Consider the following 19,962-nt stretch of genomic DNA (forward strand, 5'->3'; position numbering starts at 1 on the left):
CGCGGAGTATAGCTTCGCGGCCCGTGTACCCCGAGCTTCCGCCCTGCCCCCACCGACCCACGTGCCCGGGCTGCCCGCGCTACGGCGAGCGCGGACCGGGCCCGGCGGCGCAGGCGCGCCTGGGCGAGCTGGCCGCGCTGGGCGGCCTGACACCACCGCGTGTACGGTCCGGCAGCGCGCTCGGCTTCCGCACGCGCGCCCGGCTCGCGGTGCGCGGCAGCGCGGGCTCGCCCAAGGTGGGGATCTTCCAGACGGGCACCCACCGCATCGCGGACATCCCGCGTTGCGGCATCCATCACCCGCTGGTGAACGAGGTCGCGGCGGCGCTGCGCCACGCCGTGCGCGAGACGAAAGTCACTCCGTACGCGGACCAGCCCCACCGCGGCGAGCTTCGCTACCTGCAGGTGGCGGTCGAGCGCGCCGGGCCGCGGGCGCAGGTGGTGCTGGTGGGAAACGGCGAGTCAGCCGAGCCGCTGCGCGGGGTGTTCGCGGCGCTCGAACGCGCGCTCGGGCCGCGGCTGCAGGGTCTGTTCTGGAACGGCAACACGGCGCGGGGCAACGCCATCCTCGGGCCGCGCTGGGAACGGATCGCGGGCGAGGAGGCGCTGGTCGAGCCGCTGGGCGGGGTCGACGTGTTCCACCCGCCCGGCGCATTCGGCCAGAGTCACCCGGAGCTGTTCGAGTCGCTCGCGCTGGCGGCCCGCGCGGCGGTGCCGGACGGCGCGCGCGTGCTCGAGCTGTACGCGGGCGCGGGCGCGATCGGGCTGGGGCTGCTCGGGCGCGCGACTTCGGTCGAGCTGAACGAGCTCTCGCCGCACGGCGTGCGCGGGCTCGAGCTCGGCATCGCGGCGCGGCCCGAGCCGGAGCGGGGGCGCGCCCGTGTGCTGCCGGGCGACGCCGCGAGTCACGCGAGCCGCATCGCGGAGGCCGGCGCGGTCCTCGTCGATCCGCCGCGGCGCGGGCTCGACCGCGCCGTGCTCGAGGCGCTGCTCGCGCACCGGCCCGGAACGCTGGTCTACGTGAGCTGCGGACTCGAGTCACTCCTGCGCGAGGCGCGCGCGCTCGTGGGCTCGGGCCGCTTCGCGCTCGCGTCGCTCGAGGCCTGGGACCTCTTCCCGTACACCGAGCACGTCGAGACGCTGGCCGTCTTCAGGGCGGCGGGATCGGGATCAGGAACACCCCCGACACGCCCGCGACCTTGAACTTGATCTTCTTCGACGGCCCGCCCGGAACGTAGGCGCCGAAGGTGTCGGAGAAGGTGACTTTATTCTTGCTGGTCGGGTCGAGCGGGGTCAGCGTGAGCTTCGACAGATCGCTCTTCGCGCTGTACTTCCCCTTCGCGACGTAGGCCTGCGAGCTCGTGTTCTGCAGCGTGGCGGCTCCGTCCCCGCTGATCGCGCCGGTGTTCGGGTCGGTCAGCAGGTCGGTATCGAGCCGCCACGGCCCGCCGGCCGCCGCCAGGTCGATGCGCACGCTCCCGGTGCCGAAACACTTCTTCCGGCCGAGCGCGACTCCGCACAGCTTGGCGTGACCCGGACACTGGAACGTGGGCCCGTGAGGCAACGGGTTCTTGCAGGTGAACTTGCCCGTGCCGGTGACTGCCAGCGGGACGTCGACGCCCTCCACGTGCAGCGTGATGTCTCCGGCGAACTCCACGACGATCTTCGGCTTGGGCACGCGCGTCGAGCCCGCGAGCTGCCCCGCGATCGTGAAGCCCACGTCGCCGTCGGCCTGGCCGGTGATGTGCGCGTGCCACACGCCCGTGCCCAGGACCGCGCCCGTGCCGCCGGTCGAGACACTCGTGTCGAGGCACGACGATCCGGGCGCGTCGGGCTCGCAGAACTCCGCGTCGCCGCTCGGGTACCAGATCTCGCTGTCTCCCCCGATGAGATACGAATAGGGCCCGGCCGGAGGCGCGCCGCGCGCGGGCGCAGCGAGGCACAGCAGGGCGCAGACGGCGGCGGCCGCGCGCGCGAGCTTCATGGCACGAGGCTCGTCTGGCCCTTCAAGTGGGCGAGCTTGAACTTCAAGTCGCCGGACACGATCGAGGTCCCCGACACCGTGATCTTGGAGAAGCGGGTCGTGTCGTGATTGCCCGGCGTGGTCGACACGAGCTTGAGGCTCGACTGGTCGGTCTTCGGGTTGTACTTCCCGGTGACCTGGAAGAGATCCGCGCTGGTGTTGGAGAGCTGCAGATTCGCGCTGCCGGTCACTCGATTCTTGCCGTCGGTCGTGGCGTTCATCTGGAGCAGCCACGGCCCGCCCTGTGCCGCGACTTCGATCGGCACCCGGCCGCCCGCGCAGAAGCGCTGGCCCAAGGCCAGGAAGCACAGCTCGAGCCGCCCCTTGCACGTGAACAGCGGCGCGTGCGGCGACGGGTTCTCGCACTTGAACTTGCCGTCGATCGCTGCCGGTACGGGAAGGTCGAACCCGCTGCCGTGAAACGTGCCTTGCGAGTCGCCGTGCAGCTCGAGCTTCACCTTGGGCGCCGCCGGCGTTCCGGACATGATTCCCGCCACCTGGAACGGGGTGTTGCCATCGAACAGGTCGACCAGGTGGAGCTGGAAGTTCCCGCTGCCGCTGACCAGCCCCACGGCCGACGTGGAGAGGTCGGTGAGGATGCAGGCGGAGTCACCGGCCTCGGTCGGGGGCGGACAGAAGGTGTTCTCGCCGCCCGGGACAAAGATCTCGTTCGCGCCCCCGATCGAGAGCCCGTCGTAGCTCCCGTTCGGCGGCTGCGCGGCGGCGCGAGATCCGAGACACAGCGCGAGCGAAAGGCAAACGAGGGCGAGTGACCGCGACACGCGCACGATTGTGAGCGACCACTCACCAGGCGTCAACGCTCACCAGCCCAGATCTTCGCGGGTCCAGACCACGCACGCGCGGTCCAGCTCGAGCAGCGAGAGCAGGGAGCCGAGCGCGGATTCCGTGTCACGCACGGTCCGCTCCAGGTGAACCAGGGTGAAGGTCGACCGGGCGTGGTCGATGAGCGTGACCTGGTGACCCGACGGGAGCTCGACCAGGACCGCTTCGTAGAAGTCGAGATCGTCCCAGCCGCGGAACGACCGCAGACCGGCGCGCGCCGCCAGGTCGGCGAGCTTGCAGTCGAGCGCGGCCAGATAGTCGGACAGCGGCCGCATCTGGTGGGCCCGCAGGACCCGCAGCCCGCGCGCGGTCGACTCATCGAGGTCCTCACCCCGGAGACACGCCAGCCACTCGCGCAGGTCCGCATCGCGGATGAAGTAAGGCGCCCCGGTCCGATCGAGGTCTCCCTCGCAGCGATCGGCGGCCTGCAGCGCGCACACCACGTCGTGGCTCAAGTCGTCCTCGAGCGCATCGAGCGCCACGGCCCGGGCCCAGTCGGCGGCGTCCGAGCGCGAGCGCGCGTGGCGCAGCAGGTCGCGGAGGGTCGTCTCCATCTGGGAACGCAGCTCGCCTGCAATGGCATCGCCGGACACGGCAGCACTGTAACTTGCCCCGGCTCCGCCGACTGCCGCATGATCCCGACCCGATGGGGACGGAGAGCGAAGATCTGCCGCTCGCGGGGGTGCGCGTGCTGGAGATCGGCGGCGGGCTCGCGGCCGCCTTCGCCACGCGCTGGCTGACCGGCTTCGGCGCCGACGTGGTGCGCAGCGACGCGGGCAGCGAGACGCTCACGCGCGACGAGCAGGCGGCCCTGCTCGCGAGCAAGCGGCGCGTCGGCGTGGGCGATGCGCGCCTGCGCGAGCTCGCGCTCGCGGCCGACATCGTGGTCGAGGACGGCGTGCCCGGTGCGCTGGCGGCGCGCGGGCTCGACCCGCGGGCGCTGCGGCGCGAGAAGCCCGCGCTGGTGGTCGTGTCACTGACTCCGTTCGGGCAGACCGGGCCGGCGGCGCACTGGCGCGCCTCGAATCTGGTCGCGCACGCGGCCGGCGGAATCCTCTCGCTGACCGGCGTGGCCACGCGCGCGCCGCTGCAGAACGGCGGCAACCAGGCGTTCATGCTGCTCGGCCTGAACGGCGCCTCGGCGGCGCTCACGACCTACTTCGGGTCACTGCTGCACGGCGAAGGTGACTGGCTCGACATCTCCGCACAGGAGTGCGCCGCGGGCATGCTCGAGTACTACGGCCCGCGCGCCGCCTTCGACCACACCCCGGCCGTGCGGCTCGGGAACCGCGTGAACTGTCTCTGGGGCATCTTCCCGGTGGCCGACGGGTTCGCGGGCGTGTGCGCGCTGCAGCGCCAGGCGCCGGCGTTCCTGGCCATGACGCGCGACCCGGCGCTGGCCGACCCGCGCTTCCTCGAGCCTGCGTACCGGCTCGAGCACGACGCCGAGATCGGTGAGCTCGTGGCCCGCTGGTTCCGCGACAAGAAGAAGCGTGACCTGCTCGAAATGGGCGAATCGAACAAGGTGCCGATGGGCGCGGTCATGACGCCGCTCGATCTGCTGGGCAACGCGTGTCTCGACGAGCGCGGGTTCTTCGACGTCGTGAACACGCCCGCAGGCGAGGCGCGCGTGCCCGGCCGGCCCTATCTCGGCCTCGCCTGGCGCGCGGGCGCGCTGCACGGGCCGGCCGCCGACACGGACGCGGTCGCGGCGGACTGGCTGGGAGCGCGCGCGTGAAAGAGCTGCCGCTCGCCGGCATCCGCGTGGCCGACCTCTCCATGATGTGGGCCGGCCCGTTCTGCACGCGCCTGCTCGGAGAGATGGGCGCCGAGGTGATCAAGATCGAGTCACCGCGCGCCTGGGACAACGTGCGCACGCTGTTGCCGCAGCCGGGCGCGCCCGAGCCCTGGAACACGTCGTACTACTTCAACGACTACAACCGCGACAAGAAGTCACTCACGCTCGACCTGTCGCAGCCGCGCGGGAAAGAGCTGTATCTCGAGCTGATCGCGCGCTGTGACTGCGTGATCGAGAACTACCGTGCCGACGTGCTCGACAAGCTCGGCATCGGCTGGGACGCGCTGCGCCGCGCGAAGCCCGACATCATCTTGATCAGCATGGCCGGCTTCGGGAAGACCGGCTCCGAGAAGGGCTTCGTCGGCTTCGGCCCCATCATCGAGCAGATGGCCGGTATGGCCTCGACCACGGGCTACGGCGACGACGGCGTGCCGTACAAGACCGGCATCTCGTACGGCGACCCGATCGGCGGCATCGCGGCGGCGGGCGCCGTGGCGCTGGCGCTGATCGCCCGGCGCCGCACCGGCCAGGGCGCGTGGATCGACCTCGCGCAGCGCGAGACCATGGCGCAGATGCTCGGCCCGGCCTTCGCGGCCGCCTCGCTGCGCGGCGCCGCGCCCGTGCACCGCGGCAACCGGGATCCGCGCTTCGCGCCTCAGGGCCTGTACCCGTGCCTCGGCAGCGACCAGTGGGTCGCGATCTCGGCGCGCGACGAGCGCGAGTGGTGGGCGCTGGCGCGCGCGATCGGCGCGCCCGAGCTCGAGTCACTCGAGCTCGACGTGCGGCGCGCACGCCACGACGAGCTCGACCGGCGCATCGAGGCCTGGACCCGCGCGCTCCTGCCGCGCGAAGCGGCGGAGTCACTCCAGCGCGCCGGCGTCGCCGCCGCGCCCGTGCTCGACTGCAACGCGATCCACCAGGACCCGCACCTGGCCGCGCGCGGCTCCTGGGTCGAGTTGCCGCAGCCGAAGATGAAGACCTGGAAGCAGCCGGCCTCGGCCTGGCGCCTGGTCGAAGCCCAGCCGCTGCCGCGCCGGCACGCGCCGCTGTTCGGCGAGCACAACCGCGAGATCCTGTGCGGCCTGCTCGGTCACTCCGAGCGCGAGCTCGGCGAGCTGGCGGCGGCCGGCATCATCGGCGACGCGCCCATCGGCGCGCGCGAGGGATGAAAAAGAGCCGGCTCGAGGCTTTCAGCGACGGCGTCGTCGCGATCATCATCACGATCATGGTGCTCGAGCTGCGCCCGCCGCACGGCAGCGATTTCGAGTCACTCCGCCCGCTCGCGCCGTTGTTTCTCAGCTACGTGCTGAGCTTCGTCTACGTGGGCATCTACTGGAACAACCACCACCACCTGCTGCACGCCGCGCAGGAGGTCACGGGCTGGGTGCTGTGGTCGAACCTGCATCTGTTGTTCTGGCTGTCGCTGTTTCCGTTCGCCACCGCCTGGCTGGGCGAGGCGCACGGCGCGTCGCTGCCGACCGCGCTCTACGGCGGCGTGCTGTTCATGGCCGGCGCCGCGTACCAGCTGCTCGAGTCCACGCTGGTGGCTCACCACGGCCGTGACTCGCAGCTGGCCCGGGCCCTGGGCGGCACCCGCAAGGAGTGGCTGTCGGTGGTCGCGTACGCGGGGGCGGTCGTCCTGGCCTTCGTGGCGCCGCTGCTCTCACAGGCGATCTACGTGGCCGTGGCGCTGCTCTGGTTCGTGCCGGACCGCCGTTTCGAGCGCCCGGCGCGCTAGCTCACCCAATCTCCACCGTTTCCGCATGGTCCCGTTGCGCGGGCCGTCGCATTCTTCACCCCATGGCGCGAATCGAGCTGTTCCGGCACACCGAGAAGTGGCTGGGCTTCGAGCCCGGCAAGACGATCTTCGCCGAGGGCGACCCCGGCGACTGCATGTACGTGATCCTCGAAGGCGAGGTCGAGATCCACGCCGGCGGCAAGCTGATCGAGCTGGCCGAGGCCGGCAGCACGCTGGGCGAGCTCGCGCTGATCGATCACTCGACGCGCAGCGCGACCGCCGTCGCGCGCAGCGCCACGCGCCTGGTGCCGATCAACGCCAAGCAGTTCCAGGGCATGATCCAGGAGACGCCGTTCTTCGCGCTGCAGGTCATGAGCATCATGGCGGAGCGGCTGCGGCGCTGGAGGCCCTGAGCCCGAGGGCCCTCGGGGCAGGCGCCCCTCCCTTGCTGATAGGATCGCGCCGGGAGGGCTCCACATGCGAGTCGATGCAGGGTTGATGGGTGGCCTGGCCGACGTTCCGAAGGCCATTCGCGAGCTCGAGGCGCTGGGCTACGACGGTGCGATCACCGCCGAGACGGCGCACGATCCGTTCTTCCCGCTCCTGCTCGCGGCGGAGCACAGCTCGCGCATCGAGCTCGTGACTGCGATCGCGGTCGCCTTCGCGCGCAGCCCGATGACCCTCGCCAACCTGGGTCACGACCTGAACGCCTACTCGAAGGGGCGTTTCGTGCTCGGCCTGGGCTCGCAGATCGCGCCGCACATCACCAAGCGCTTCAGCATGCCCTGGTCGCACCCGGCGGCGCGCATGCGCGAGCTGATCCTGGCCATGCGCGCGATCTGGGACTGCTGGTACAAGGGCAAGAAGCTCGAGTTCCGTGGCGAGTTCTACACCCACACGCTGATGACTCCCATGTTCACGCCCACCGACACCCAGTACGGTGCGCCGAAGGTGTTTCTCGCGGCCGTGGGCCCGCTCATGACCGAGGTCGCGGGCGAGGTCGCCGACGGCGTGATCTGCCACGCGTTCACCACCGAGAAGTACATGCGCGAAGTCACGCTGCCGGCGATCGAGCGCGGGCTCGCGAAGTCGGGCCGCAAGCGCTCCGACTTCCAGGTCTCGTTCCCGGGCTTCGTGGTCACCGGCAAGGACGAGAAGGCCTGGAGTGACTCGCGCCGCGGGGTGTGCAAGCAGATCGCGTTCTACGGCTCGACGCCCGCCTATCGGCCCGTGCTCGAGCTGCACGGCTGGGGCGGCCTGCAGACCGAGCTCAATGCGCTCTCGAAGCAAGGCCAGTGGGACAAGATGGGCACGCTCATCGACGACAAGATCCTGGAGCAGTTCGCGGTCGTGGGCACGCCCGACGAGATCGTTCCGCGCTTCAAGGCGCGCTACGGCGACGCGGTCGACCGCACCACGCTGGGCTTCGCCGCGGGCGCGAAGTCGACCGTGCAGGAGCTGATCGCGCAGCTCCACGGCTGAGCGAGCGCGGCCTCAGGCCGCGTCGTGGAAGATCAGCCCGAGCGTGAAGCGCAGGCCGGAGCGCAGGCGACTCACGCCGTGGCGCATCTGCACGCGGTGGAAGCCGCGCGCGCCCCGGCGCGGGCGCTCGCGCACGGCGAAGGCCACGGCGTCGCCCTGCCCCAGCGGCACCACCTCGCCGCGCGACTGCGCGCGCGGGCGCTGCTCGACCAGCAGGAACTCACCGCCGCTGAAGTCGCGCGCCGGATCCGAGAGCAGCACGGTGGCCTGGATCGGGAACACGAGCTCGCCGTACAGGTCCTGGTGCAGGCAGTTGTAGTCGCCGGCCTCGTAGCGCAGCACGAGCGGCGTGGGCCGCGTCTGCCCGGCGGCGTGGCACTGCTCGAGATACGAGCCCAGGTCGGCCGGGAAGTCCGCGGGCTGGCGCAGCTGCTCGCGCCAGCGGTTCGCCGCGGGCGCGAGCTCCGCGTAGAGTGACTCGCGCAGGCGCTGCACCGCGGGCGGCAGCGGGTAGGCGAAGTACTGGTACTCGCCCTGCCCGAAGCCGTGCTGCTGCATGACCACGCGTTTGCGGAAGAGCGAGGCGTCGCTCCACAGCGCGCCGAGCGCCGCGCAGTCGCGCGGCGCCAGCAGGCCGGGCAGCAGCGCGAAGCCGCGCGCGTCGAGTGACTCGTGCAGCTCGGGCTTCATCGCGCGGCGGCCCGCCCGCCCGGGCGCGCGGCGGCGGCCGCCTCGCGCGCGAGCAGCGCGCGCTTGCGCTCGAGACCCCAGCGGTAGCCCGCGAGCCCGCCGCCGAGGCGCAGCGCGCGGTGACACGGCACCAGCAGCGCCACCGGGTTGTGCGCGCAGGCCTGCGCCACGGCGCGCACCGCGCGCGGCCGGCCGAGCGCGCGCGCCAGCTCCGTGTACGTGATGGTCTTGCCGGGCGGGACCCGCTGCAGCGCGCGCCAGACCTGGGCCTGGAACGCGGTGCCGCGCACGTCGAGCGGCAGCTCGAGCGCGTGGTCGGGCGAGGCGATGAAGCCGGCAATGCGCGCCAGCCACTCGCGCAGGCCGGCGCGGTCCTCGCGCAGCTCGGCCGCGGCGAAGCGCGCGTGCAGGCCCGCGACCAGTGACTCGCGCGAGTCACCGAGCTCGGCCGCGCACACGCCGCGCGCGGTCGCCGCGACCAGCACCCAGCCCAGGGCCGTCTTCGCCACGGCCCAGCGGATCGCCTCACCGCGCCCCGCGCGCCGGCGCGCGCCCGGAGTCATGCCCAGGCCCGAGCCCTCCGCGTAGGCGCCCGAGGCCGAGCCGAAGCCGGCCCCGTAGGCCGCGCGCGCCACCGGCTCGCCCGCGTCGAGCGCCTTGCCCAGGCGCGCCGCACGCTCGGCGCGCGCGTACTCGCGCGGGGTCGTTCCCACCACCTGCTTGAACAGGCGGTGGAAGTGGAACGGACTCACTCCCACGGCCGCCGCGAGCTCGCGCAGAGTCGGCGCTGACTCACACTGCGTCAGGATCGCGCACGCCTTCGCCACCGCGGCGAGCTGCGCCTCCACGGGCGTGCGCTCGGTCGGGCGGCAGCGCTTGCAGGCCCGGAAGCCGGCGGCCTCGGCGGCTTGCGGGCTCTCGTGGAAGGCCACGTTCTCGCGCCGGGGCAGCCGCGAGGCGCAGCTCGGCCGGCAGTACACGCCGGTGGTGCGCACCGAGTACCAGAACGTCCCGTCGGCCCTGCGATCGCGCCGGGTCAGAGACTGCCAACACTTCTTGGGGTCGAGCATTTCGAGGTCTCCTGCTTCGTGTTGGACGCGAGGATCGGCGCCGACCCGGCACAATTCTATCCGAGCCTTGCTTTCCAATTCGCCCGCCGAATGCCTCGGGTTCGGAACGCTGACGTGACCCGGCCCGGCCATGCTGCGCGCGACGCCGTGGGGCGAGACCTGACTCGGTCTCGACGCTCGCAATGATGCCGATCGACGGCAGGAGCTCGCCCTGCGGCTCGTCTATCTTGTCGCGCGATGGCAGGCGAGGCGCTGCGCGTGCGGCTGGCGACCGGGGACGACCTCCCCGCCCTGCGCGCGCTCATCCCGCGCTCCGTGCGCGGCCTCTCGCGCCCGCACTACAGCGACGCGCAGATCGAGGCTTCGATCGTGCACGTGTTCGGCCCGGACACGCAGCTGATCGCCGACGGCACTTACTTCGTGGTGCTCGCGGGCGAGCGCATCGTGGCCTGCGGCGGCTGGAGCCGGCGCCGCACGCTCTACGGCGGCGACCAGCACAAGGGTGAGTCGGACCCGCTGGTCGATCCGGCGCTCGAGCCGGCGCGCATCCGCGCGTTCTTCGTCGATCCCGACTTCTCGCGCCGCGGTCTGGGCACGCGGCTCATGAACGCCTGCCTCGAGGCCGCCCGCGCGGCAGGCTTCAGCACGCTCGAGCTCGGCGCTACGCTGCCCGGCGTGCCGCTGTACCGCGCCTTCGGCTTCCGGGAGCTCGAGCGGGTCGACGTGCCGCTGCCCGGCGGGCAGGTGCTGCCGATCGTGCGCATGGGCCGCGCGCTCGAGGCCGGGTGAGTGCGGCGCGTGGGGCTCGTGCTCCTGCTGGTCGTGACACTGATCGGTGTCGCGGCCTGGCTCGCGCGCGCGGCCGAGCGCCGCATCCTGTTCCCCGCGCGGCGCGCCGGCGACGCGAGCGCGCTGCTCGCGAGCGCGGGCGGCGAGCAGCTCTGGCTCGACGCCGGCGGCGCGCGCACCGAGGCCTGGCTCCTGCCCGCGCGCGCCGGCCGGTCCGCGCCCGCGGCGCTCGTGATCTACACGCACGGCAACGGCGAGCTGATCGACGACTGGGCGAGCGCCTGGGACGAGCCGCGAAGCTGGGGCCTGTCGGTGCTCCTGGTCGAATATCCCGGCTACGGGCGCTCCGGTGGCAGCCCTTCGGAGGCGGGCATCGCGGCGACCATACTCGCCGCCTACGACACGGCCGCGAAGCGGCCCGAGGTCGACCCGGGCCGGATCATCGCCTACGGGCGCTCGCTGGGCGGCGGCGCCGCGAGCGTGCTGGCGGCGCAGCGCACGCTGGCGGCGCTCGTGCTCGAGTCCACGTTCACGAGCGTGCGCGACATCGCCAAGAGCCTGCGCGTGCCCGGCTTCCTGGTGCCGGACCCCTTCGACAGTGTCTCTCGCCTGGCCGCCTTCCGCGGGCCGACCCTGATCGTGCACGGCGAGCGCGACGAGGTGGTGCCGGTCGCGCACGGGCGCGCCTTGCACGACGCGCTGCCGCAGTCGGAGCTGGTCATCTTCCGTGACTGCGGACACAATGACTGCCCGCGTCCCTGGCCGAAACTGCGAGAGTTTCTCGCGAGTCACGAACTCCTCTAGGGCGGCCCTTGGCGGAACAGGATCCCATCGAGACCGACATCGCGGCGGGTCACATGCTGCTCGACGCCGGCCTCACCGAGAACGCGCTCCAGCACTTCCGTGCGCTGGTGGCTCGGGCTCCGCGCGATGCACGCACGCAGTACGCGCTGGCCAGCGCGCTCGACGGCGCCGACCGCGAAGCCGAGGCGATCCCGGTCTACGCCGAGGCGATCCGGCTGCGCCCCACCGGCGAGCTCCTGGCCCGCGCTTATCTCGGGCTGGGCAGCTCGCTCGGCAGCCTGGGCCGGCACGCCGAGGCGCTCGAGGTGCTCTCGGGCGGGAGCCGCCGCTTCCCCGAGCACGTGCCGCTGCGCGCCTTCCTGGCCCTGGCTTCGGCGCGCGCGGGCAAGCCGGCCGAGGCGGTCGTGGCGCTGGTCGAGGACATGCTCGCCCACCACGACCTGGGCCCCTACACCGAGACGGTTCGGCGCCAGCTGGCCGAGCTGCGCAAGGTCCCGCGGCGCTAGCCAGTTGCGTATCCTGCCCGAATGACGAGCGACCTGGCTCACCTGCAGCGTGCCGAGCGCCTGCTCGTGAAGCTGCGCGCCTGGGGCATGGCGTCGTGGCTCCCGATCCTGCAGCACGCCGAGCTCACGCTGCCCGCGCCGCGGGTGTACGCCGTATTCGCGGTCGGCGTGGTCTACGCGGGACTCACCTGGCTCGTCGTGCGCCGCGGACGTGCGGTGCGCGCGGGCGCGATCGCGACCACCGTGGGCGACGCCATGATCGTGGCCGCGATCTGCTGGGGCACGGGCGGCATCGCGAGTGACTTCTATCCGTACTTCTACCTGACCACCATCGCGGTCTCGATCCGCTTCGGCCCCGGCCCCGCGTTGGCCATGTTCGCCTTCAACTCCGCGCTCTCGGGCGCGCTGTTCCTGGCTGCGCCTGCGGCTGCCGCGGCGCCCGGCTGGGGGGCGCTCGCGCTGCGGGTGTTCTATCTCTCGTTCGCGGTGCTGCTCGGCAGCGCGCTCTCCCGCGAGGCCGCCGACGCGCTCGAAGCCGCGCGCGCGGCGCGCGACCGGGCGCGCAGTCTGCTGCGCAGGCTCATCCATGCCGAGGACGAGGAGCGCAAGCGCATCGCGGGCGAGCTGCACGACCGCATGGGCGCGCGCTTCTTCGAGCTCTCGTACGGCATCGACCGCGCCCGCGCCGCGCTGGGCGCCGACCGGCCGCAGGCCGAAGTGCACCTGGCGCGGCTCGGCGCCGACGCGCGCGCCTGCGGCGACGAGATCCGCGAGCTCATGAACGAGCTGCGGCCCACCGTGCTCGACGACTTCGGCGTGAGCGAGGCGCTGCGCGAGTACGGCATGGCGCTCCAGGCCGCGCACAGCGAGCTGCGCGTGAAGCTCGAGATCGATCCCGAGGCGAACGCCGCGCGCCCCGAGGCGAACGTCGCCCTGTTCCGCATCGCGCAGGAAGCCGTGCTGAACGCGCGCAAGCACGCCGAGGCGAGTGAGCTCGAGATCGGTCTCGCGCGCGAGGCCGCCACGCTCGTGCTCACGGTGCGCGACGACGGCTGCGGCTTCGACGCGCGCACGCCCGCGCGCGGGCGTTACGGGCTCATGACCATGCGCGAGCGCGCCGAGGCCTGCGGCGGCACGCTCGAGCTCACTAGCGCCCACGGCCGCGGCACGCGCGTGCGCGCCGTGGTGCCGGCCGGAGCGGCGTCGTGAGCATCTCCATCTATCTGATCGACGACCACACCGTGCTGCGCCAGGCGGTGCGGGTCATGCTCGAGGCCGAGGAGGGACTCACCGTGGTGGGCGAGGCCGGCGACGCCGAGAGCGGCGTGCGCGAGGTCGCGCAGCTGCGGCCCGACGTGGCGATCGTGGACTTGAAGCTCCCCGGCACGAGCGGACTCGGCGCCATCCGCCAGCTCACCGCCGAGTCACCCGAGACGGCGGTGATCGCGTTCACCATGTACGGCAACCCCGCCTACGTGTACGAGGCCACGCACGCCGGTGCCAGCGCGTACGTGCTGAAGAGCGCCAGCAAGGACGAGCTGCTCAAGGCCGTGCGCGCCGTGCACGGCGGCGCCGGCTTCCTGCAGGCCGAGATCACCAAGCCCCTGTTGCAGAGACTTGCGCTCGAGTCGCGTACCGGCGCGGGCCGCAACCCGCCCAGTGCGCGCGAGCTGCAGGTGCTCGAGCTGGTCGGTGAAGGCAAGAGCAACAAGGAGATCGCGGCGCAGCTCGCGATTTCGGACGAGACCGTGAAGACGCACCTGCGCCACCTGTTCGAGAAGCTGGGCGTGTCGGACCGCGCCCAGGCCGTGGCGATCGCGCTGCGCCAGCAGCTGATCGACTGACTCTCCCCCATCCAGGGGATGCGCCGCTTCCCCCGTCTGCTCGATTGAGCCGGGGACCCGGCGCGCCGTATCGTGAGCGACATGGCGGGCTCGCGGGCGGTCGTGATCGGGGGCAGCATTGCGGGCTTGGCCGCAGCGGGGGCGCTCGCGCGCCACTTCGCGCGAGTCACTCTAGTCGAGCGCGACGACTACCCCGAGTCACCGGCCGTGCGCAAGGGCACGCCGCAGGCGCGCCACGTGCACGTGCTCCTGAAGCAGGGCGAGGCGGCGCTCGAGCGCCTGTTCCCCGGGCTGTTCGAAGAGCTGGTGGCGCGCGGCGGGCAGCGCGTGGACACGGCCGGCGACGCGCGCTGGTTCTACTACGGCGGCTGGAAGGCGCGCTTCCGCAGCGGCATCGAGATGGTGAGCCAGAGCCGCGCGCTCCTGGAGTGGTCGCTGCGCCGGCGGGTTGCCGCGCTGGCCACGACCGAGCTCGTGGCGGGCGACGTGCACGGCCTCGACGCCACGCCCGAGCGTGTGCGCGGCGTCCGGCTGCGCCGGCGTGGGGCGCCCGAGGGCGTGTCGGAGACGCTCGCCGCGGATCTCGTGGTCGACGCCAGCGGCCGCGGCTCGCGCATGCCGCATTGGCTCGAGTCACTCGGCGTGGGCGCGCCACCCGAGTCCGAGGTGAAGGTCGACGTCGGCTACGCCACGCGCTTCTACGAGCGCACCGCCGCGCCGCGCGACTGGACCGCGCTCCTGTGTCACCCGCGCCATCCCGACACGCGCTGCGGGGTGCTCCTGCCGATCGAGGACGGGCGCTGGATGCTCACGCTGGTGGGCTGGTTCGGCGACCACCCACCCGCCCACGAGGGCGCGTTTCTCGCCTGGGCCAGGAGCCTGGCCGTGCCGGACCTGTGGCAGGCGGTGCGCGACGCGAAGCCCGTGTCCGAGATCGCGACTCACCGCTTCCCCTCCAACCGCCGCCGCCACTACGAGCGGCTGGCGCGCCTGCCCGACGGCCTCGCCGTGCTGGGCGACGCGGCGTGCAGCTTCAACCCGGTGTACGCGCAGGGCATGGCGACCGCCTCGCTCGGCGCGGCCGCGCTCGACTCACTCCTGGCCGAGGAAGGCCGCGCGGAGCGGCCCGGCTTCTCGCGCCGCTTCCAGGCGCGCCTGGCCCGGGTCACCGACTCACCCTGGCTGCTCGCGACCGGCGAAGACTTCCGCAGCCCCAAGGCCGAAGGTCCGCGTCCGAGCTGGATGCCGCTGCTCGGCTGGTACACCGCGCGCGTGCACGAGCTGACCTGGCGCGATCCGTTCGCCGCCCAGCGCTTCCTCGAGGTCATGCACCTGGTGCGGAGGCCCTCCGCCCTCTTCCACCCGCGCGTCGCCGTGCGGGCGCTGACCGCGCTCTGAACGGAGGCTGCGGAGTGTCTCACTGGCTCACCGAAGCGCAGCTCGCGCAGACCGCGCCGGCGGAGCGGGCGGCCCTGCGCAGCCCGATCCCGACCCAGGTGGTCTCCAACGGCGAGTATCTGCCCGGCCCGCAGAGCGCGCAGCAGAGACAGGTCGAGTTCGTGCTGGCCGAGCTCGCCGACGCCCACGGCCGCCGCCAGGGCCTCGACCGGCGCCAGTTCCTGAAGACCGCGTCGGGCATGGCCGCGGCGTTCCTGGCCATGAACCGCGTGTACGGCGCCCTGTTCGACGTGGGCGTGGCCGAAGCCGCGGAGCCCGCGGCGGCCGCCGAGCGGCTGGCCGCCCTGCGCAAGCAGCTGGTGATCGACGTGCAGCTCCACTTCGTGCGCGACGACTTCGCCTGGGAGGGGATCCTCTCGCTGGGCGAGTGGGCCAAGCGCTGGAACCCGGTGCTCGAGCGCGAGGGAGTCACTCTGCGCCGCTACAAGTTCGAGAACTTCGTGAAGGAGGTCTTCCTCGACAGCGAGACGCGCATCGGCCTGGTGAGCGGCGCGCCCTCGGACGACCCGAGTCATGGCGTGATCGGCAGCGCCGAGCTGGCGCGCGCGCGCAACGTGCTGAACGCGGTCGCGGGCTCGCGGCGTATGCTCTCGCACTCGATCCTGCGCCCGGGCCAGCCGGGCTGGCTGGACGAGATCGACCGCGCGCTCGCGGAGTGGCAGCCCGACTCGTGGAAGGGCTACACGGTCGGCGACCCGCTCGCGCCGTCCGAGTTCCCGTGGCGTATGGACGACGAGCACACGACCTATCCGGGCTGGGCCAAGATCGCGAAGTCCGACCGGCGCATCGTGTGCGTGCACAAGGGTCTCCTGCCCGCCGACTACGAGACCTCGACCAAACACTGGCGCCACGCCAAGGTCGACGACGTGGGCAAAGCCGCGCAGGACTGGCCGCAGCTCAGCTTCGTGATCTATCACTCGGGCCTGAAGCCATTCCTGACCGAGCCCGACGAGTCACTGGCGCAGTTCGAGTCGTCCGGGCGGATGGACTGGGTCACCGACCTGGCCGAGATTCCCGCGAAGTACGGAGTCAGCAACGTGTACGCCGAGCTCGGCACGGCCTTCGCGACTTCGGCGGTCACGCACCCGCGCCACGCCGCGGCGCTGCTCGGCACTTTGATCCGCGGCATGGGCGCCGAGCGCGTGCTCTGGGGCACCGACTCGGTCTGGTACGGCTCGCCGCAGTGGCAGATCGAGGCCTTCCGGCGCATCGAGATCCCCGAGGACCTGCAGAAGAAGCACCGCTTCGCGCCGCTCGGCGCCGCCGACGGCCCGGTCAAGAATGCGATCCTGGCCGGGAACGCCGCGCGGCTGTACGGGATCGACCTGGCGAAGCTGGCCGAGACGAGCCAGCGCGACTCACTCGCCGAGGCCAAGCGCGGCTACGAGGCCGCCGGCACCGACCGCAGCAACGCCGCTTACGGATTCATACGGAGGATGACCTGATGCCCGACAACGAGAAGACCGTGCGTGACTTCCTCGCGGCCTGGCCGCGCAAGAAGATCGACGAGCTGATGAGCTACTTCACCGACGACGCCGTGTACCACAACATCCCGGTGCCCCCGGTGAAGGGCAAGGCGGAGATCCGCCAGGTGTTCGAAGGCTTCCTCGGCGCCTTCTCGATCGAGCTGATCGTGGTGAACGCGGCCGCCCAGGGGAACCTGGTCTTCACCGAGCGCATCGACCGCTTCGACATGGACGGCAAGCGCTTCGATCTCCCGGTCAACGGCGTGTTCGAGCTGCGCGGCGGCAAGATCGCCTCCTTCCGCGACTACTTCGACCTGGCCTCGTTCGAGCGGCAGAGCGGACTCAAGCTGTAGCGTTGTAGTAGTCTGCACCGCATGTCACTTCGCATCGTCGGTGCTGGCTTGGGCCGGACTGGAACCCTGTCGCTCAAGACCGCGCTCGAGAAGCTGCTCGGCAAGCCGTGTCACCACATGCTCGAGCTGTTCGCGCATCCCGAGCAGGTGCCCCACTGGCTGGCCGCGGCGCGCGGGTCGATGCCCGATTGGAACGAGCTCCTGAAGAGCTACGTGGCCGCGGTCGACTGGCCGTCGGCGGCGTTCTGGCCCGAGCTCGCGGCGGCGAACCCCGACGCGATCGTGCTGCTCTCGACCCGTGACTCGTCCGAGACGTGGTGGAACAGCGCCAACGAGACCATCTTCCGCAACCTCGAGCACGCGCCGCCGGGAGTGTGGAAGGACATGATCGACACGCTCTTCAGGAACCGCTTCACGGCGAACATCAAAGACCGCGCGGCAGCGATCGCCGCCTACGAGAGACACAACGCCGAGGTGCGCGCCCGCGTGCCGAAGCAGCGGCTGCTCGAGTACCAGCCCGGCGACGGCTGGGAGCCGCTGTGCCACGCGCTCGGCGTGGCGGTGCCGAACGAGCCCTACCCCAAGACCAACACGCGCGAGGAGTGGCTCGCGCGCTTCGCGTCGCTGCCCCGGCCGCCCGCCCCTCCAGGCGGCTCGTGAGCGCGCTGCTCGCCGCGTGCGGCGGGTTCCTGCTCGCGATCCTGTGGATGGACCTGATCTTCGACACCCAGGTGCTGGGCCGGAAGCGCGACGCGGAAGGCGCCTTGCCCGAGCCCGTGCTGGCGTCGATCGCCGCGTACTACAAGCGCGCGACCACCGACTCGTTCCCGATGAGCCGGCTGATCGCGGCCGTGATGGGCATCGGGCTCCTGGCGGGAGTCACGGCGCTGTTCGTCGGGCAGGGCGCGCTCCTGCTGCGGCTGCTCGCGCTGACTCTGCTGGCGGGACCGGTGGCGCTCGCCGCCACGCGCGTGGTGCCCGACGCCGTCCGGCTCGGAGCGCGCAAAGACGACGCCCCGACCCAGACTGCGCTCGCTCGCCGCATCTGCCGCGACCACCTGGTGTGTCTCGCGGGCATCGCGGCCTTCATTGCCGTCGAGCTCGCGCTGGCCTTCGCCTAGATCTGCGAGTAGCCCGAGCCCGGCACGTCGATGCCGATGCCGCGCCCTTTCTCGATCCAGCCGAACTCCGCCAGGATCTGCTGGCTGTAGGTGACTCGCCCGGTGACCTTGTCGAGCGGCTCGGTGGCGAGCAGGAGCGCCGCGCGCGCCATGTGCTCGATCGGCTCGGCGCGCGGCGAGTCCGGCCGGTCGACCAGCTTGTGGAACAGCACGCCCGGCGTCGCGACGACCTGCGAGGGCGAGAGACAGGTCACGCTGACGTTGCTCGCGTACAGCTCCGACGCGAGACCCTGCGTGAAGCGCTCGAGTGCGGCCTTCTCGGCGCCGTAGAGCGTGCCGCCGCGCAGGGGCGGCGTCTTGTACGGGCCGCGGCCGGGCCCGATCGCGGCGCCGCTCGAGATGTTCACGATCGCGCCGGCCTTCTTCGCGAGCATGTCCTCGAGCACGAGCCGGGTCATGAAGAACGGACCGTGCACGTTCACCGCGAATGACTTCAGCCACTTCGCGGGCGGGAACTCGGCGATCGGGATGAAGTAGGTGAGCGCGGCGTTGTTCACCAGCACGTCGATCGGACCCAACGCGCCCCGCACCTCGCGCACGATGCGCTCGCACTCCTCGAACGACGACACGTCGCCCGCGATCGGCACGGCCTGGCCGCCCGCCTGCGCGATCTCGGCGATGGTGGTGGCGAGCGACCCCTCGAGCGGATGGTCACCCTCGTCGAGGGTGCGCGCGGTGCACGCAACGCGCGCGCCTTCCTGCGCGAACAGCCTGGCGATCTCCTTGCCGATGCCGCGGCTTGCGCCGGTCACCAGCGCGACCCGGCCCGTGAGCTTGCCCATGACTCGCCTCCTGGAGAGGCATTCTATCCGAGCAGGCGGTCGAGCTCGCGGTGGAAGTGAGCGATCGCGCCCTCCCAGCGGCCGTAGGTGAAGTACTCGTTCGCGCCGCTGGCGATGCTGCGCTGGATGCCGGTGACCATGGCGGCGTCCTCGGCGCCGCCGGTCTGGTTCACGAACTCGGCGTCGCGCTGCGCGTCGGCGGCGGACTCGGGATCGCTCGCCGGCCGGTTCGAGAGCAGGTAGGTCACGAGCCGCGTCTCCGAGAGCGACACCGGCTCGAGCGCGATCATCACCGTGTGGTGCGAGAGCACGGTGACCAGCGCGTTCGGGAACAGGTGGTACACGAAGGTGACCGCCCCACCCACCTTCCACTGCTCCGGCGGAAGCCCCTTCAGCTTGGCGATGCGCTGGAAGGGGAACGTGACCCGGCTGTTGCGCCCGAAATGCTCGATCACGTTCAGGTTGTCGAAGCCGAAGGGCAGGAACGACGTGGGGTGCGTGGTCTTGATGTGGTAGCCCTCGAGAAAGCCCTCGAGGAAGATCTTCCAGTTCGCGGGCACGAGGATCTCGCGGCCGCCGAACTGCTTCTGCTCGGGGCCGATCAGCTCGGGCAGTCCGTCGAGTGAGTCCAGGTCGCCCGGCCGCGGGTCCTGCGCCACGAACACGATGCCGCCGGCTTCGCGCGCGCTCACTTCCACCAGGCCGTGCCGGCGGCGCTCGAGGCCGGGGAAGCCGTCCTCGTGCGGCACGTGACGCAAGCTGCCGTCCAGGCCGTAGGTCCAGCCGTGGTAGCGGCAGGCGAAGGCCTTGGCGCAGCCGGCGCCCGACACCAGCGCCATGCCGCGGTGGCGGCAGGCGTTGCGGAACGCGCGAGTCACTCCGTCGGCGCCGCGCACCGCGAACAGTGGCGTGCCGCCGGCCTCGCGCGCCAGGTACGAGCCAGGCTCGGACAGCGCGCTCGAGGGACAGAACGGCACCGGCAGGCGGCGCAGCACGGCCAGCTCGGCTTCGAGCCGCGGCTGCGAGCGGTAGTTCGCGACCGGCTCGCGCCACAGCGAGTCACTCGCGTCGGTCGTGCCCCGCTCGATGTGCTCGAACACGCGCTCCGCCACGGCTCGGTCGTCCAGCAACACGGT

23 protein-coding genes are annotated in these 19,962 nt (G+C 72.0%); 16 read left to right on the plus strand and 7 right to left on the minus strand.

Annotated elements, in window-relative coordinates:
- The first annotated feature begins 23 nt into the window (after positions 1–23).
- Entirely contained in the window at positions 24–1,202 is a 1,179-nt protein-coding gene (locus VMR86_09995; GenBank protein ID HTO07373.1) for a hypothetical protein, read from the plus strand.
- On the opposite strand, the gene VMR86_10000 is transcribed toward VMR86_09995, so the two are convergent.
- Genes VMR86_10000 through VMR86_10010 form a run of 3 tightly spaced genes read right to left on the minus strand, consistent with a single transcriptional unit; the run spans position 1,150 to position 3,419 of the window.
- On the minus strand, positions 1,150–1,983 hold the full coding sequence (locus VMR86_10000) for a hypothetical protein (protein ID HTO07374.1): 834 nt from the start codon (positions 1,981–1,983) through the stop codon (positions 1,150–1,152). The two genes, VMR86_09995 and VMR86_10000, sit on opposite strands and share 53 nt — an antisense overlap.
- A complete protein-coding gene (locus tag VMR86_10005; protein ID HTO07375.1) occupies positions 1,980–2,810 on the minus strand; it encodes a hypothetical protein in 831 nt (276 codons plus the stop codon). Before VMR86_10005 ends, VMR86_10000 begins: the two co-directional genes overlap by 4 nt.
- A gap of 33 nt (positions 2,811–2,843) precedes the next feature.
- Entirely contained in the window at positions 2,844–3,419 is a 576-nt protein-coding gene (locus VMR86_10010; protein HTO07376.1) for a hypothetical protein, read from the minus strand.
- A gap of 92 nt (positions 3,420–3,511) precedes the next feature.
- On the opposite strand from VMR86_10010, the gene VMR86_10015 reads away from it, so the two are divergent.
- The 5 genes from VMR86_10015 (at position 3,512) to VMR86_10035 (ending at position 7,883) form a co-directional block, all read left to right on the plus strand.
- Entirely contained in the window at positions 3,512–4,603 is a 1,092-nt protein-coding gene (locus VMR86_10015) for a CoA transferase (GenBank protein ID HTO07377.1), read from the plus strand.
- A complete protein-coding gene (locus VMR86_10020; GenBank protein HTO07378.1) occupies positions 4,600–5,832 on the plus strand; it encodes a CoA transferase in 1,233 nt (410 codons plus the stop codon). The genes VMR86_10015 and VMR86_10020 overlap by 4 nt, the downstream gene beginning before the upstream one ends.
- Complete coding sequence (locus VMR86_10025; protein HTO07379.1) at positions 5,829–6,401, plus strand: TMEM175 family protein; 573 nt, start codon at positions 5,829–5,831, stop codon at positions 6,399–6,401. The genes VMR86_10020 and VMR86_10025 overlap by 4 nt, the downstream gene beginning before the upstream one ends.
- A 62-nt stretch (positions 6,402–6,463) precedes the next feature.
- Entirely contained in the window at positions 6,464–6,814 is a 351-nt protein-coding gene (locus tag VMR86_10030; GenBank protein ID HTO07380.1) for a cyclic nucleotide-binding domain-containing protein, read from the plus strand.
- A 64-nt stretch (positions 6,815–6,878) separates the two neighbouring features.
- Positions 6,879–7,883, plus strand: a complete 1,005-nt coding sequence (locus tag VMR86_10035; protein HTO07381.1) for an LLM class F420-dependent oxidoreductase — start codon at positions 6,879–6,881, stop codon at positions 7,881–7,883.
- A 12-nt stretch (positions 7,884–7,895) separates the two neighbouring features.
- On the opposite strand, the gene VMR86_10040 is transcribed toward VMR86_10035, so the two are convergent.
- Together VMR86_10040 and ada are read right to left on the minus strand one after the other, a co-directional pair.
- A complete protein-coding gene (locus tag VMR86_10040; GenBank protein ID HTO07382.1) occupies positions 7,896–8,573 on the minus strand; it encodes a 2OG-Fe(II) oxygenase in 678 nt (225 codons plus the stop codon).
- Complete coding sequence (ada, locus tag VMR86_10045) at positions 8,570–9,643, minus strand: bifunctional DNA-binding transcriptional regulator/O6-methylguanine-DNA methyltransferase Ada (protein ID HTO07383.1); 1,074 nt, start codon at positions 9,641–9,643, stop codon at positions 8,570–8,572. The genes VMR86_10040 and ada overlap by 4 nt, the downstream gene beginning before the upstream one ends.
- A 237-nt stretch (positions 9,644–9,880) precedes the next feature.
- On the opposite strand from ada, the gene VMR86_10050 reads away from it, so the two are divergent.
- From VMR86_10050 to VMR86_10095, 10 genes are all read left to right on the plus strand, one after another.
- The gene (locus VMR86_10050; protein ID HTO07384.1) at positions 9,881–10,432 is read left to right on the plus strand and encodes a GNAT family N-acetyltransferase; all 552 of its coding nucleotides are present in this window, start codon (positions 9,881–9,883) and stop codon (positions 10,430–10,432) included.
- Positions 10,433–10,441: 9 nt separating this feature from the next.
- The gene (locus VMR86_10055; protein HTO07385.1) at positions 10,442–11,236 is read left to right on the plus strand and encodes an alpha/beta hydrolase; all 795 of its coding nucleotides are present in this window, start codon (positions 10,442–10,444) and stop codon (positions 11,234–11,236) included.
- A gap of 8 nt (positions 11,237–11,244) precedes the next feature.
- Positions 11,245–11,742 (plus strand): tetratricopeptide repeat protein, encoded by a 498-nt coding sequence (locus VMR86_10060; GenBank protein HTO07386.1) that lies wholly within the window; start codon positions 11,245–11,247, stop codon positions 11,740–11,742.
- Positions 11,743–11,763: 21 nt separating this feature from the next.
- Positions 11,764–12,951, plus strand: coding sequence for a sensor histidine kinase (locus VMR86_10065; protein HTO07387.1), 1,188 nt, complete (start codon positions 11,764–11,766; stop codon positions 12,949–12,951).
- Complete coding sequence (locus VMR86_10070; protein HTO07388.1) at positions 12,948–13,586, plus strand: response regulator transcription factor; 639 nt, start codon at positions 12,948–12,950, stop codon at positions 13,584–13,586. Before VMR86_10065 ends, VMR86_10070 begins: the two co-directional genes overlap by 4 nt.
- An 81-nt stretch (positions 13,587–13,667) precedes the next feature.
- The gene (locus VMR86_10075; GenBank protein HTO07389.1) at positions 13,668–14,984 is read left to right on the plus strand and encodes an FAD-dependent monooxygenase; all 1,317 of its coding nucleotides are present in this window, start codon (positions 13,668–13,670) and stop codon (positions 14,982–14,984) included.
- Positions 14,985–14,998: 14 nt separating this feature from the next.
- Positions 14,999–16,489, plus strand: coding sequence for an amidohydrolase family protein (locus VMR86_10080; protein HTO07390.1), 1,491 nt, complete (start codon positions 14,999–15,001; stop codon positions 16,487–16,489).
- The gene (locus tag VMR86_10085) at positions 16,489–16,863 is read left to right on the plus strand and encodes a limonene-1,2-epoxide hydrolase family protein (GenBank protein ID HTO07391.1); all 375 of its coding nucleotides are present in this window, start codon (positions 16,489–16,491) and stop codon (positions 16,861–16,863) included. The genes VMR86_10080 and VMR86_10085 overlap by 1 nt, the downstream gene beginning before the upstream one ends.
- A gap of 21 nt (positions 16,864–16,884) precedes the next feature.
- Positions 16,885–17,523: a sulfotransferase gene (locus tag VMR86_10090; protein HTO07392.1), complete on the plus strand. Its 639-nt coding sequence runs from the start codon at positions 16,885–16,887 to the stop codon at positions 17,521–17,523.
- Positions 17,520–17,984 (plus strand): hypothetical protein, encoded by a 465-nt coding sequence (locus tag VMR86_10095; GenBank protein HTO07393.1) that lies wholly within the window; start codon positions 17,520–17,522, stop codon positions 17,982–17,984. The genes VMR86_10090 and VMR86_10095 overlap by 4 nt, the downstream gene beginning before the upstream one ends.
- Here VMR86_10095 and VMR86_10100 read toward each other — a convergent pair.
- On the minus strand, positions 17,981–18,826 hold the full coding sequence (locus VMR86_10100) for an SDR family NAD(P)-dependent oxidoreductase (protein HTO07394.1): 846 nt from the start codon (positions 18,824–18,826) through the stop codon (positions 17,981–17,983). The genes VMR86_10095 and VMR86_10100 overlap by 4 nt on opposite strands.
- Before the next feature lie 23 nt (positions 18,827–18,849).
- Positions 18,850–19,959, minus strand: a complete 1,110-nt coding sequence (locus VMR86_10105; GenBank protein HTO07395.1) for an SRPBCC family protein — start codon at positions 19,957–19,959, stop codon at positions 18,850–18,852.
- Positions 19,960–19,962 lie beyond the last annotated feature (3 nt).

Source organism: Myxococcota bacterium, from assembly GCA_035498015.1.
Classification (GTDB): domain Bacteria; phylum Myxococcota_A; class UBA9160; order SZUA-336; family SZUA-336; genus VGRW01.